Origin of the sequence: Salinispora fenicalii, assembly GCF_000514815.1 — a bacterium.
In the GTDB taxonomy this organism is placed as follows: domain Bacteria; phylum Actinomycetota; class Actinomycetes; order Mycobacteriales; family Micromonosporaceae; genus Micromonospora; species Micromonospora fenicalii.
Genome location: NZ_AZWQ01000008.1, coordinates 282,634 through 296,122 on the forward strand (window position 1 = coordinate 282,634; position 13,489 = coordinate 296,122).

The 13,489-nt window shown below is 70.3% G+C and carries 14 protein-coding genes; 3 read left to right on the forward strand and 11 right to left on the reverse strand.

The window, feature by feature from the left end; genetic code table 11:
- Nucleotides 1–24 precede the first annotated feature (24 nt).
- The 5 genes from B116_RS0101275 to clpS all read right to left on the reverse strand — a co-directional run bounded on the left by B116_RS0101275 (nt 25) and on the right by clpS (nt 2,741).
- Nucleotides 25–990, reverse strand: a complete 966-nt coding sequence (locus B116_RS0101275; RefSeq protein ID WP_018723169.1) for a PLP-dependent cysteine synthase family protein — start codon at nt 988–990, stop codon at nt 25–27.
- A gap of 12 nt (nt 991–1,002) precedes the next feature.
- Nucleotides 1,003–1,341: a MoaD/ThiS family protein gene (locus tag B116_RS0101280; RefSeq protein WP_018723170.1), complete on the reverse strand. Its 339-nt coding sequence runs from the start codon at nt 1,339–1,341 to the stop codon at nt 1,003–1,005.
- Between the two features lie 68 nt (nt 1,342–1,409).
- Nucleotides 1,410–1,898: a Mov34/MPN/PAD-1 family protein gene (locus tag B116_RS0101285; protein WP_018723171.1), complete on the reverse strand. Its 489-nt coding sequence runs from the start codon at nt 1,896–1,898 to the stop codon at nt 1,410–1,412.
- Between the two features lie 55 nt (nt 1,899–1,953).
- A complete protein-coding gene (locus B116_RS0101290) occupies nt 1,954–2,448 on the reverse strand; it encodes a DUF2017 domain-containing protein (protein ID WP_188115981.1) in 495 nt (164 codons plus the stop codon).
- Between the two features lie 2 nt (nt 2,449–2,450).
- Nucleotides 2,451–2,741: an ATP-dependent Clp protease adapter ClpS gene (gene clpS, locus B116_RS0101295; RefSeq protein ID WP_018723173.1), complete on the reverse strand. Its 291-nt coding sequence runs from the start codon at nt 2,739–2,741 to the stop codon at nt 2,451–2,453.
- 167 nt (nt 2,742–2,908) lie between these two features.
- Between clpS and B116_RS0101300 the strand changes: the two genes are divergently transcribed.
- From B116_RS0101300 to B116_RS0101310, 3 genes are all read left to right on the forward strand, one after another.
- The gene (locus B116_RS0101300) at nt 2,909–4,195 is read left to right on the forward strand and encodes a nicotinate phosphoribosyltransferase (protein ID WP_018723174.1); all 1,287 of its coding nucleotides are present in this window, start codon (nt 2,909–2,911) and stop codon (nt 4,193–4,195) included.
- Between the two features lie 11 nt (nt 4,196–4,206).
- Nucleotides 4,207–4,788, forward strand: coding sequence for a nicotinamidase (locus B116_RS0101305; RefSeq protein ID WP_027658975.1), 582 nt, complete (start codon nt 4,207–4,209; stop codon nt 4,786–4,788).
- Between the two features lie 65 nt (nt 4,789–4,853).
- Nucleotides 4,854–6,071 carry an MFS transporter gene (locus tag B116_RS0101310; RefSeq protein WP_027658976.1) on the forward strand — a complete coding sequence of 406 codons (1,218 nt, stop codon included), beginning with the start codon at nt 4,854–4,856 and terminating at the stop codon, nt 6,069–6,071.
- A 303-nt stretch (nt 6,072–6,374) separates the two neighbouring features.
- On the opposite strand, the gene ctaD is transcribed toward B116_RS0101310, so the two are convergent.
- From ctaD to B116_RS0101340, 6 genes are all read right to left on the reverse strand, one after another.
- A complete protein-coding gene (gene ctaD / locus B116_RS0101315; protein WP_018723177.1) occupies nt 6,375–8,132 on the reverse strand; it encodes an aa3-type cytochrome oxidase subunit I in 1,758 nt (585 codons plus the stop codon).
- Between the two features lie 173 nt (nt 8,133–8,305).
- Nucleotides 8,306–9,415, reverse strand: coding sequence for an FAD-dependent monooxygenase (locus B116_RS0101320; protein ID WP_027658977.1), 1,110 nt, complete (start codon nt 9,413–9,415; stop codon nt 8,306–8,308).
- 123 nt (nt 9,416–9,538) lie between these two features.
- Nucleotides 9,539–11,338 carry a glycoside hydrolase family 15 protein gene (locus B116_RS0101325; protein ID WP_027658978.1) on the reverse strand — a complete coding sequence of 600 codons (1,800 nt, stop codon included), beginning with the start codon at nt 11,336–11,338 and terminating at the stop codon, nt 9,539–9,541.
- A 390-nt stretch (nt 11,339–11,728) separates the two neighbouring features.
- Nucleotides 11,729–12,010, reverse strand: coding sequence for an adhesin (locus B116_RS0101330; RefSeq protein ID WP_018723180.1), 282 nt, complete (start codon nt 12,008–12,010; stop codon nt 11,729–11,731).
- A 223-nt stretch (nt 12,011–12,233) separates the two neighbouring features.
- Complete coding sequence (locus B116_RS0101335; protein ID WP_018723181.1) at nt 12,234–12,665, reverse strand: nitroreductase family deazaflavin-dependent oxidoreductase; 432 nt, start codon at nt 12,663–12,665, stop codon at nt 12,234–12,236.
- A 117-nt stretch (nt 12,666–12,782) separates the two neighbouring features.
- Entirely contained in the window at nt 12,783–13,376 is a 594-nt protein-coding gene (locus tag B116_RS0101340) for a pentapeptide repeat-containing protein (RefSeq protein ID WP_018723182.1), read from the reverse strand.
- Between the last annotated feature and the right edge of the window lie 113 nt (nt 13,377–13,489).

Sequence of the window (13,489 nt, forward strand, 5' to 3'; positions counted from 1 at the left end):
AGTGACACCGTCCCAGTTGGTGGGTCAGGCCCAGAGTTGCCCCTCCAGCGCCTGTTCAGCCTCGGCGAGAGTGCCGTCGTACGCTCCGGTCGAGAGGTACTTCCAGCCGGCGTCGGCGACCACGAAGGCCACGTCGGCGCGGCGCCCCTCCTGGACCGCCTCGTGCGCCACCGCCAGCGCCGCGTGCAGGATCGCACCGGTGGAGAGCCCGGCGAAGAGCCCCTCCACCTCGACCAGCTGACGGGTCCGCAGCACGGCGTCTCGGGTACCGACCGAGAAGCGCCGGGTGAGCACCGAGGCGTCGTACAGCTCCGGTACGTACCCCTCGTCGATGTTGCGCAACCCGTACACCACCTCGCCGTAGCGTGGCTCGGCGGCCACGACCTGGACCCCCGCTACCTTCTCGCGCAGGTACCGGCCGGTGCCCATCAGCGTGCCCGTGGTGCCGAGCCCGGCCACGAAATGGGTGATCGTGGGTAGGTCCTGGAGCAGCTCCGGGCCGGTGGTCAGATAGTGGGCATTCGCGTTGGCCTCGTTGCCGTACTGGTACAGCAGGACCCAGTCGGGGTGCTCGGCGGCGATCTGCTTGGCGGTGGCGACGGCCTGATTCGAGCCGCCCGCCGCGGGCGAAAAGATGATCTCCGCGCCGTACATGCGCAGCAGCTGCACCCGTTCGGTGGAGACGTTCTCCGGCAGCACACAGACCAGCCGGTACCCGCGCAGCTTCGCCACCATGGCCAACGCAATACCAGTGTTTCCACTGGTGGGCTCGAAGATCGTGGCGCCCGGCCGGAGCCGGCCCGCCTCCTCGGCCGCGCGGACCATGAACAGCGCCGCCCGGTCCTTGACGCTGCCGGTCGGGTTACGGTCCTCCAGCTTCGCCCAGAGCCGCACCGGCGGCGCCCCGGCGGGCACCGCCGGCACGAGCCGGGGCAGCCCGACCAAGGGCGTTCCGCCACTGGCGTCCAGCAGGCTGTCGTAGCGCGCCACGGGGCCGCGCCCTCAGCGGGTGGGTAGCGACCCGACGCGCAGGCCGCGGGGAGCGGCCACCGCGGCGGAGCCGAGGGCCCCGCCCGCGACGGCCGGCAGGATGGTCACGCTGTCACCGTCGTTGAGCTTGGCCTCCAGCGCGCCAAGGAAGCGAACATCCTCGTCGTTGATGTAGACGTTCACGAACCGGTGCAGCGCGCCGGTGTCGGTAACCAGGCGGCCCTTCAGGCCGTCGTGCCGGCTGTCCAGGTCGGCGAAGAGGTCACCCAGCGTGCCGCCGGCGCCCTCGACGATCTTCGCACCGCCGGTGTGGCTGCGCAGAATGGTGGGGATGCGAACTTCGATGGCCATGATGCAATGCTCCTTGGTCGGGAATGCCGAAAGGTGACGGGACGTGGTGGGGCCTTACCGCGCTGAAATCAGCGGCCAGAACACTCGTAGTCGACCGTCGCCGGGCTCTGCCCGAACATGTAGGACTGCACGGCGTGTGGGTCCACCCCGGCGTCCAGGATGCGGACCGGCTCCTCAGTCACCACGCCATCCACGATCCGGAAGGAGCGAATCTCTTCGGAGTCGGGCTCACGGGTGGAAACGAGCAGGTAGTGCGCGTCGGGCTCACCGGCGAAGGAGACGTCGGTGCGCGATGGGTACGCCTCGGTCGCGGTGTGCGAGTGGTAGATGACCACGGGCGCCTCGTCCCGGTCGTCCATCTCCCGCCACACCCGCAACTGCTCCATCGAGTCGAACTCGTAGAACGTCATGGAACGGGCGGCGTTCTCCATCGGGATGTGCCGAGTGGCGATGTCGCTACCGGCGGGGCCGGCGACCACGCCGCACGCCTCGTCGGGGTGGTCCCGACGGGCATGGGCAACGATCGCGTCCACGATCGTCCGGTCGATGCTCAGCACGCCGACCAGCGTAGCGTCTGCCGGTGCTGGCCGGCGAGGTGGTAGCGGTCACGGATCAGTCGATCAATGCGCTGAGCAGGGACTCCTGCAAATAGCCCAGGTACGCGTAGACCGATAGTTGGAACATCCGGCTGGACCCGGGGTCCGTGGCGACCGCGTCGTCGAGCTCCGCGCCGAGATCGGTGCTGTCCCGGATCTCCAGCCGGACGCCCATCGCCAGCCGGGCGTCGTTGAGCGCCCGCAGCCACGCCTCGGCCGCCTCGTTGTCGAGCCGGACCTCACCACCGGTGTCGTCGGGCAGCGCCGCAAGAATCGCGCCGGCCTGGTCGATCTTCGCCGTCTTCAGGTCGCCCTCGGTGTACTGGCGAAACTCGGCGGCGTCCGCCGCGTCGTCCGGGTAGACCTCTGGGAAGAGCCGCACGACCACCGGGTCGGCGTGGTCGAACGCGTCGGTGAGCAGGCCGACCACCTCAGTGGCGACCTTCCGCAGGACCCGCACCTCGTCTACCGCGAAGGTGGCCACGTAGTGGCCACTACAGCGCTGGAACATGCTCACGCCCGATCCACCGTCGCCCACAGCCCGTACGCGTGCAGTTGCGACGCGTCGTGCTCCATCCGTTCCCGGGTACCGCTGGAGACGACCGCCTTGCCCTTGTGGTGAACGTCCAGCATGAGCTGTTCGGCCCGCCCCCGGCTGTAGCCGAACAACTTCTGAAAGACCCAGGTCACGTACGCCATCAGGTTGACCGGGTCGTCCCATACGATCGTCACCCACGGCCGGTCGGGCGCCGGCACCTGGTCGGTGTCCGACGTCTCGAGTGGTGCAACCTGTGGAGCCGCCATGCCCCCATCGTGCCACCGGATCCGCCGAATCGAGGAACCGGAACCTCGACCGGTCACCGACCGACGCGGTCACGGGCGCAACAGCCCGTGACAAGGTGACGGCCGGCACCACGAATGTTCCTGGGCCAGGAGGGCGTGGATCGCGTGGGAACTCTAGGCTGATCCGGGTGAGCACCCTGGGCCCCGCGTTGCTGACCGACCACTACGAGCTGACCATGGTCCGCGCCGCGCTGCGAGACGGCACCGCCGACCGCCGCTGCGTGTTCGAGGTGTTCAGCCGGCGGCTACCGACCGGTCGCCGCTACGGTGTCGTGGCAGGTACCGGCCGACTGGTGGAGCTGATCCGAAACTTCCGCTTCGACGCGGACGAGGTGGACTTCCTCCGGCGAACCGGGGTGGTCGACGACGCCACCGCGCAGTGGCTCACCACCTACCGCTTCACCGGCGACATCGACGGCTACGCCGAGGGGGAGCTCTTCTTCCCCGGATCGCCGATCCTCACCGTCTCGGGCACGTTCGCCGAGTGCGTCGTACTGGAGACGCTGGTGCTGTCGGTGCTCAACCACGACTGCGCCACCGCGGCGGCAGCCACCCGGATGGTCACCGCCGCCCGCGGACGCGCCCTGATCGAGATGGGCTCCCGCCGCACCCACGAGGAGGCGGCGGTAGCGACGGCCCGCGCGGCCTACCTGGCCGGCTTCCGGTTCACCTCCAACCTGGCCGCCGGCGAGCGCTACGGCATCCCCACCGCCGGCACCGCCGCGCACGCGTTCACCCTGCTGCACGAGGATGAGCGGACGGCATTCGCCTCCCAGGTAGCCACGCTGGGCAAGGACACCACCCTGCTGGTCGACACGTACGACATCAGCCAGGGCATCCGGAACGCCATCGCGGTGGCCGGGCCGGACCTGCGGGCGATCCGGATCGACTCCGGCGACCTGGCGGTCATGGCGCAGCAGTCCCGTGACCTGCTCGACTCCCTCGGCGCCACCGAAACGAAGATCATTGTCTCCGGGGACCTCGACGAGTACGCCATCGCCGCGCTCGCCGCCGAACCAGTGGACATGTACGGCGCGGGCACCGCCGTCGTCACCGGCTCCGGCGCACCGACCGCCAGCCTGGTGTACAAGCTCGTCGAAGTCGAGGGGCGCCCGGTGGTCAAACGCTCCGAACAGAAGGCCACCATCGGGGGCCGCAAGGTGGCGGTCCGCCGGCACAAGCCGACCGGCACCGCCACCGAAGAGGTGATCGTGCCGCAGGGCGTGCCGGAGCGGCAGCCCAACGACCGGCTGCTGCAACGCACCTACCTCGCGGGGGGTGCGGTGACGGCGCAGCCGACGCTGGACGAATCGCGGGAGCACCTGCGACAGTGCCTGATCTCGATCCCCTGGGAAGGATTGAAGCTCTCCGCCGGCGACCCGGCCATCCCGGTCACGGTCGTACCGGCCGACTGAAGGGGCAGCACATGGGCAACGCTTTGATCATTGTGGACGTGCAGAACGACTTCTGCGAGGGCGGCTCGCTCGCCGTCGGCGGCGGCGCCAGCGTCGCGGCCGGGGTCAGCCAGCTCCTCGCCGCCGAGCCGAACCGTTGGGACCACGTGGTGGCGACGAAGGATTACCACATCGATCCCGGGGCACACTTCGGCGATCCGCCGGACTTCGTCGACTCGTGGCCCCCGCACTGCGTAGTGGGGACGCCCGGCTCGGAGTTCCACCCCGACCTGGCCACCGATCACATCGAGGTGATCTTCCACAAGGGCGAGCACGCCGCTGCGTACTCCGGTTTCGAGGGGCACACGGACCAAGGCGAGTGCCTGGCCGACTGGCTCCGGCGGCACGGGGTTGACCAGGTGGAGATCGTCGGGCTCGCCACCGACTTCTGTGTCCGGGCCACCGCCCTGGACGCCGCCGAGGAGGGGTTCCAGACCACCGTTCGACTGGACCTGACCGCCGCCATCGGGCCCGAAACGGCCGACGAGGCGCTACGGGCGTTCGCCGACGCCGGGATCAGCACCCAGGGAACGCCTGTGATCAGGACCGCATGAGCCAGTAACACGTTGGTGAACACCGGCCACGCGGGCAAGGATGTCCCCCGGAGGTACGGACCGACGTGAACCTGAAGCCTTACCGGGCGGCGCTCGCCCTGCCCGGTCTCCGGGCCCTACTGATCGTGGCGGTGCTAGCCCGGATCCCGCTCACCACGATCGGTCTGACCCTGACGTTCTACGTCGTCCAGGACCTCGACCGGGGATACGCCGCCGCCGGACTGGTCGGCGCCGCGATCACCGTCGGCGCTGCCTTCGGCGGCCCACTGCTGGGCCGCCTGATCGACCGGCGCGGCCTGCGGCCGGTGCTGGTGTTGACCGCCGTCGCCGAAGCGGTGTTCTGGTCCACCGCGCCGCTGCTGCCGTACGCGCTGCTGCTGCCCGCCGCCTTCCTCGCCGGCTCGCTGGCGCTGCCGATCTTCGCGGTGGTCCGCCAGTCCATCGCGGCCATCGTGCCGGCGGAGAAACGCCGGCCCGCGTACGCGCTGGATTCGGTGTCGGTGGAGTTGGCCTTCATGATCGGGCCGGTCCTGGCCACCCTCGCCGTCACCACCATCTCCGCCCGAACCACGCTGTACCTGGTGGGCGCCACCATCGTCGCCGCCGGCATCGGGCTCTTCCTGCTCAACCCGCCGGTCCGGGGCGCCAGCGAGGCCGCCGGCCCACGACGTAAGGTGCCGCGGCGGGAGTGGCTCACCGCCCGGATGGTCGCTGTGCTGGCGGTCAGCGCCGCCGCCACCGTGGTGCTGGGCGGCACCGACGTGGCCGTGATCGCGGTCCTGCGCGACAACGGCGATGTGGGCTTCACCGGCGTCGTGCTGGGCATCTGGGCGCTCGCCTCGCTGATCGGCGGCTTCGCCTACGGCGCGATCACCCGGTCCCCGTCTCCGCTGGTGCTGCTGGCGGCGCTGGGCATCGCCACGATCCCGGTCGGGCTGGCCGGAGCGAACTGGTGGCTGCTCAGCCTGGTGCTGATCCCCGCCGGCCTGCTCTGCGCCCCCACCATCGCCTCCACCTCGGACGCGGCGAGTCGCCTGGCACCCGCGGACGCCCGCGGTGAGGTGATGGGGCTGCACGGCTCCGCCATCACCGTCGGCGTCGCGGTCGGCGCCCCGCTGGCCGGAGCCGTCATCGACGCGTCGGCGCCAGCCTGGGGCTTCGCCGTAACCGGCGCGGTCGGCGCCCTGGTGGCGCTGGCGGTGCTCCCGGTGCAGCTGCGCCACCGCCGGGAAGCCGAAGCATCGACCCCCGCTCCTACGCCCGAGCTGACCCACGCTGCTTGAGCCACCGGTGATCATCCCGGCGGCACAAAGCCGGCAGGGAGGGGACGCCGGGGGCGCCGGTTACCGCACCGGTAGGAGGGGACGCCGGCTACCGCACCGGTAGGAGGGGACGCCGGCGGCGCCGGTGGCCGCACTGGTGGGGCTACCGGGGGCGGGGTTCATCACCGGCTACTGATGAGACCGCGACCGGTGTGGTGATCCGGCAGCCACTGGTGGTGGGGCGGTCTGGTCCGAAACCAACGACGGGCGCCGCTCCAGATGTTCCTGGAGCGGCGCCCGTCGTTGGCGCGTGTAGGTGCAGCGTCAGTGGCGGTCGCGGTCGCTCGCCACGTCCTCCTGGTAGCTGGCACCACCGTCGGCTTCGCTGGTCAGCGGCTTGGCCCCACCCTCCGGCGGGCCAACCAGCGACTGACCGGCGGCCAGCTCGGGGAACTTGTAGTCGAACGCGGGCCGCTCGGAACGGATCCGCGGCATCCGGTCGAAGTTCCGCAGCGGCGGCGGCGAGCTGGTCGCCCACTCCAACGAGTTGCCGTGCCCCCACGGGTCCTCGACCTCGACCACCGGACCCGACTTGTACGACTTCCAGCAGTTGTAGATGAACGGCAACGTCGAGATACCGGTGATGAACGCACCGATGGTGGAGATCATGTTCAGCGTCGTGAAGCCGTCAATGACCTGGTAGTCGGCGTACCGCCGGGGCATGCCCTCGTTACCGAGCCAGTGCTGCACCAGGAAGGTGGTGTGGAAGCCGACCATGGTCAGCCAGAAGTGCACCCGGGCCAGCCGCTCGTCGAGCATCCGGCCGAACATCTTCGGGAACCAGAAGTAGATGCCGGCGAAGACGGCGAAGACGATCGTGCCGAAGAGCACGTAGTGGAAGTGGGCCACCACGAAGTACGAGTCGGAGACGTGGAAGTCCAGCGGCGGGCTGGCCAGCAGCACCCCGGTGAGACCACCGAAGAGGAAGGTGACCAGGAAGCCGACCGAGAAGAGCATCGGTGACTCGAAGCTGATCTGCCCCCGCCACATGGTGCCGATCCAGTTGAAGAACTTCATCCCGGTGGGGACGGCGATGAGGAAGCTCAGGAAGCTGAAGAAGGGCAGCAGCACCTGGCCGGTGGCGAACATGTGGTGCGCCCAGACGCTCATCGACAGGGCGGCGATGGCGACGGTCGCGGCGACCAGGCCCTTGTAGCCGAAGATCGGCTTGCGGGAGAAGACCGGAATGATCTCGGAGACGATGCCGAAGAACGGCAGCGCGATGATGTACACCTCGGGGTGCCCGAAGAACCAGAAGAGGTGCTGCCAGAGCAGCGGCCCACCGGTCGCCGGGTCGTACACATGGGCGCCGAGGATGCGGTCGGCGGCGAGCGCGAAGAGCGCGGCGGCCAGCAGCGGGAAGATCAGCAGCGCCAGCAGGCTGGTGACCAGCATGTTCCAGGTGAAGATCGGCATCCGGAACATGGTCATGCCGGGCGCACGGAGGGTCAGGATCGTGGTGATCATGTTGACCGAGCCGAGGATCGTGCCCAGACCGGAGATCGCCAGACCGACGACCCACATGTTGGCGCCCACGCCCGGCGAGTGCTCCACGCTGCTCAGCGGGGTGTAGGCGAACCAGCCGAAGTCAGCAGCGCCACCCGGCGTGATGAAGCCGGCGGTGGTCAGGGTGCCGCCGAAGAGGAAGAGCCAGTAGGCGAAGCTGTTCAGCCGCGGGAAGGAGACATCCGGGGCGCCGATCTGGATCGGCACGAGGTAGTTGCCGAAGGCGAAGACGATCGGCGTCGCGAAGAACAGCAGCATGATCGTGCCATGCATCGTGAACAGCTGGTTGAACTGCTCGGGCGACAGGAACTGCAGCCCGGGCCGCGCCAGCTCGGCCCGCATGATCAGGGCCATCAGCCCACCGATCATGAAGAACGCGAACGCGGTGACCATGTACATGATCCCGATTTGCTTCGCGTCCGTGGTGCGCAGCAGCCGCGAGAGGGCCGACCCCTGAACCGGCTCTCGGACCGGCCAGGGCCGGGTCTCGACCGGCTTGGGTGCGACGGTGGTCACGAGTGGCCTCCGGTTCTGGGTTGTCCCGCTCGGCACGCTGTGCGGAAAGCGGCCGTCATCCGCAAGGAGGATAGTCCCCGACAGGCGGCCCGGCTGCGTGGGGTGGCCGGGTACTCTGCCCGGACCCGGGTTGCATGTCCGTTACCCGCTTCGGGGAGAGCACCCGAGTGGACTCACAGTGGCCCCAGGAGCAGCCGGTAGTGCTCGCCGAAGATGCGCCCACCCCGCCCGCGCAGCAACGGGTCCCGCAACTCCGGTGAGACGTCCCGGGTCCGGTTGCGGTCCCGGGTCCGGTCCCGCACCCAGCGGGTCCGCGGGCGCCGCCGACTCTCGTACGCCGTCAGGGCAGCCTCGATGTCACCGGCCGACTTCCGCAGCGACTCGGCGAGCACAACGGCGTCCTCGAGCGCCATCGCGGCACCCTGCGAGAGCGTCGGTGCGGTGGCGTGCGCGGCGTCCCCGACCAACAGCACCCGACCCCGGTGCCAACGGCCCAGCTCGACCTCCTCGGTCAGGGTGGAGTGCACCTGTTCCAGGCAGTCCAGCACCTCGGGGATCGGTCCACCGTAGTCGCCGAACAACTCACCGAGCCGGGCCAGCGGGTCGGCCGGCGCGACGGCGCCGGTCTCGTCGGCGTAGCAGTACAGCCGACCGGGGCCCACCGGAACGAGCAGGAAGCCGGCCCGGTGGCCGAGCAACGCGGTCCACTCGGCTACCGGTGGGCCGTCGCGCACCACGGCGCGGTAGACCACCTGACCGGTGGGGCGGGGCGGGCCGCCCAGCGCGGCGAGGGCGCGGACCTCGGATCGCGGACCATCGGCGCCGACCACCAGGTCGTACTCGGCGGCGTCACCGTCGGCAAAGGTGATGCCAACGGTCGTCGGAAAGAGGTCAACGGCGTCGAGCCCAACTCCGTACCGCACGGCTCCCCCGGCGCCGGTGAGCAAAACGCGGTGCAGTTCGCTCCAGAGCAACGCCCGGCACTGGCCGACTCCGGACCAGAGCGCGTCGAGGTCGACCTCACAGAGCGGCGCGCTGGTGGCGTCGCGGAAATACTGTCGGCGGATCACCTGGCCGAGCGGACGGACCGGGCCGTCCAGATCGAGCCGGCGCAGCGCCCGGTCAGCGTTGCCCGGCAGGTAGAGGCCGCTGTCCACCAGGTCACCGGGGGTGAGCTTGTCGATGAGGTCCGGTCGGAAGCCCGCCAGCTGCAGCGCCCGGGCCACGGCAAGACCGGCGAGACCCGCACCGACGACGAGGATACGCAGGGGGAAGCCACCCATGGTGGTGTACGCCTCCGGGAGGGGTCGGGGGCACGCGTTGGAGGCAAGACATTACTTGGAGCAATTGACCCGCACCAGACTCCGGCTGTCGCCGGGCGCCCCGGCAACTCACCCGACCCACCCCTAGTCGGTAGTCGGGTCGGTCAGCCGCCAGGCGGCGTTGATCAAACCAATGTGTGACAGAGCCTGCGGGGTGTTGCCGAGCTGTGCGCCGGTATGCGGGTCGATCTGCTCACTGAGCAACCCGACATCGTTGGCGTACCCGGCCGCCCGCTCGAACAACGCCGCGGCACGCTCCCGCTCCCCGGCCAGCACCAGGCACTCGACCAGAAGGAAGGTGCAGAGCAGGAAGCCAGCCGGGTCGGTCTCCCACCGCCGGATCAACCCACCCCCGGCGCCCAGGACCCGCTCCACCACGTCGATCGTGGCCCGCATCCGCGGATCGGTAGCCGGCAGGAAGCCCACCACCGGCAGGAACAACACGGAGGCGTCCAGCTCATCGGAGCCAAACGCCCCGGTGTACGCGCCGGCCCGCGCACTCCACCCCGAACGCAGCACGGTGTCCCGGATCTCGTCGCGGATCGCCGCCCAACGGCGGGGGGCCGCCCGCTCACCGAGCCGGGGCGCCAGCGCCACCGCCCGGTCCAACGCCACCCAGCAGAGCACCTTCGACGACAGGTAGTGCCGGTCCACGTCCCGGGTCTCCCACATGCCCCGGTCCGGCAACCGCCAGGTCTCGGCGACCTGCTCGGTCAGCCCGCACACCATCTCGCGCACCTCATAGTCGAGGGGGTCGCCGAGCAGGTGGTGCAGGCGCCACACCGCCGCCACCACCTCACCGGGTACGTCGAGCTGCCGCTGCCGCCACGCGTCGTTGCCGAACCGCACCGGGCGGCTGTCCGCGTACCCGCGCAGGTGCTCCGCGACGTGCTCGGAGATATCCCGCTCCCCCGCCAGCCCGAACAGCACCGGCACCGGCTCGGCACCGACCCGGCCGATCGAATGGGCCGCCCAGGTGAACAACCGGGACGCCTCCGCCGGGCAGGCCGCCACCCAGAGGGCGCGCAGCGTCATCGAGAAGTCACGCAGCCAGGCGTACCGGTAGTCGTAGTTCCGGTCGCCGCCGAGCTCCTCCGGCAGGGAGGTGGTGAGCGCCGCGGCGACCGCGCCACTGCGGGCATAGGTGAGCCCGGTGAGCACCACCGCGCTGTGCCGCACCAGCTCCGGGTAGCACCCCTGATACCGGTGGGTCTCCCGGAAGGCCTCCCACGCCTGCACCGTCTCGGCCAGCATGGCCGACGGGTCCAGCCGCACCGACGACGACGCACCGTACGCCGGCCGGTAGCCGGCGGCGAAGCTGACCGTCTCTCCGGCAGCGACCTCAAACTCGGTCTGCACCCGGTCCGTCCCAGCGCACAGGGTGAGCGAATCCGAGCAGAGCTCCACCACCGTCGCACCGGCCACGGCCAGCACCGTCCCACCCGGCTGGTCATGCAGGTACGGGGTGAGCAGTCCGTGGTCCGGACGAGGCACGAAGTCCGACGCCAGCCGTACCCGCCCGGAGAGCCCCTCGACGCACCGCAGCAACACCGCGGGCGAGTTCAGGCCAAGCTGGTGTCCCCGCGCCCCGCGTTCGGCGGCGAGCGCGTCGGTGACCGCGACGCTCCCCTGCGGCGTGTGGTGGACGGTACGTAGCACCAGGGTCTCCGGCCGGTACGCGCGTTCTACCCGCCACCCGGGACGGTCCGCGCCGACCGGAGCCAGCCGCCAGTGGCCCGCCTCGGGATCGAGGAGCCGCCCGAAGACCGCAGGAGAGTCGAACCGATCCGGGCACCACCAGTCGATGGAGCCGTTCCGGCCGACCAGCGCGCCGGAGCGACAGTCGGAGAGGAACCCGTAGTCGGAGATCGTCGGCTGGTCCACCCACCGCGGATACCCCGAACCCGCACGGTCAGACCGGTTCGGCGCTGCGCCGCCATTCGAGGGGCCAGGCCGCTTCGATGCTGCCCCGCAATTCGCCGCGGGCTCGCCGTTTGCGCCCACGCTGGGCGGGAAGAGTCTGCCGACCGGCCTTCGGCCTCTCAGCCCGGCCGCATCGCTCCGGTCTCGCCAAGTCCCCGCTGGTGTACCGCCGTACGGCTGCGCTGGTGGGAGACGGCCAGAGCGCGGCAACGTACCGACCTGGGTCGGACAGCACCGTGCGCTCGTTGCCCCACCGCCGCCTGCGCAGCGGTGGGGCGCTCGGGTGTAGGGCCCGGCACCGGGCTGTGCCGGCTCCGGTCCGGCGCCCCGCCGCGCCGAGGGGAGCCCGGGTTACGGCTGCTCGGTGAAGCCGAACTGCACGATGCCCTCCTCGTCGACGGTCACGTCCACCGCGGCGTCTCCGAGCAGCTGGGCCGCGTCCGAGTCGAGGAAGATCCGGGCGCCCTGGTTGTCCACCACCTGGTCACCGGCGACGGGGCCCTCGACCAGTTGCACCGTGAGCGAGCCCTCCTCTGGATCGGCGGCGATCCGGACCCCGCCGTCATTCGCGACGTCCTGCTGATTGGCGAGGTCTCGGATCACCAACACGGCGTTGTCGGTCATGGTCAGCATGGCGGAGCTCCTCGTGGTCCTGGGATTCGCCACCGGCCGCAGATGGGGCCGGGGAACCGGCGGCGATCGCCGCCGTGGCTCGGGACCGCGATGGGTCCCGCACGCCAACGGTGCCCCTTGGCGGGGCCTGCGTCATCCCGGGCCACCAGCCCGTACCTGATCGGGTGAAAACCAGTGCTCCAGCCCACCGGTCGGGTCCACCGTGCTACCGCCGGGCGGTCGATCAGCTCCGCTCGAGGACCACCACCGGGATCTCCCGGTCGGTCCGGGCCTGGTAGCCGTCGTAATCCGGCCAGATCGCCGCCATCGTGGCCCACATTCGCGGCTTCTCCGCCGGGCTCGCCACCCGCGCCCGGGCGGTGAACCGCTCCGCACCGACCTGCACCTCGACCTGCGGATTGTCGCGCAGGTTGAGGTACCAGGAAGGATTCTTCGGCGCGCCCCCCTGAGAGGCGACCAGCAGGTACGTGTCGCCGTCGCGGCCGTAGATGAGCGCGGTACGCCGCAGCGAACCGCTCCGTCGCCCCCGGGTGGTCAACAGCAGCGTGAACACCCCGGGCCGCCACTCGTGCCCGTCCGCGCCGTCGGTTCGTTCGTACCGCGCGATGTGGTCGGCCACCCAGTCCGTAGCACTGTCCTGCACCTGCTCGGCCATCAACAACTCCCATCACCTGTGATCGATCGCCGCTCTGACGCTACCCGGTGCGACGGCTCCACCGGTTCACCCCGCCAGCGCAGCACGGCGTGGTGCGGGCGCCGGGAGCGGCCCGGGTCAGCCGATCTGAAAGCCGAGCGCCTGGGCCAGCACCACCGCCTGCTCGGCGCTGACGATTGCCCCGGCGCGCTCGACCTCGATCGGATCAAGGTCGGTGAGGTCGCTGCCACGCAGGTCGGCGCGGGACAGCTTCGCGTGCTGCAACTGCGCCCCGGACAGGTCGACTCCGGTGACCGTCGCACCGCGCAAATCCACTCGGATCAGGTCGGCCTCGCGCATCCGGACGTCCACGATGCGCGCACCCCGCAGGTCCGCGCCCGGAAGCGCGACAAATGACCAGTCGCCACCGACGATCGTCAACGGCCGCAGGTCACACTGGTCGAAGGTGCTGCCGACCAGTTTGCAGCCGGTGAACTCGGCGGCAAAGAAGTTGCAGCGGCGAAAGGCGCAGCGCGTGAAGGCCGTGTTGACGTGTCGGGAGGCGTTGAAGCTGACGTTGCCGAAGGTGCACCCGGTGAAGAGCGCCCCTCGGGTGGTCGCCTCGGTGAGGTCGACCCGCTCGAAATGGCAGCCGATGTAGTGCCGGTCGGCAATCTCCTCGCCATACCAGTCCTCGTCGCGGAGGGTTAGCCCTTCGTACTGATCCGACATCACGCCAGGCTACTGACCGACACCGACAACAACGACCGGTCAAGCCGGAGCAGCGGCGACGTCGGGATCGGCGTTCCCCGGGCGGTGGCCGGGCAGCATCCCTAGCCTGAGGG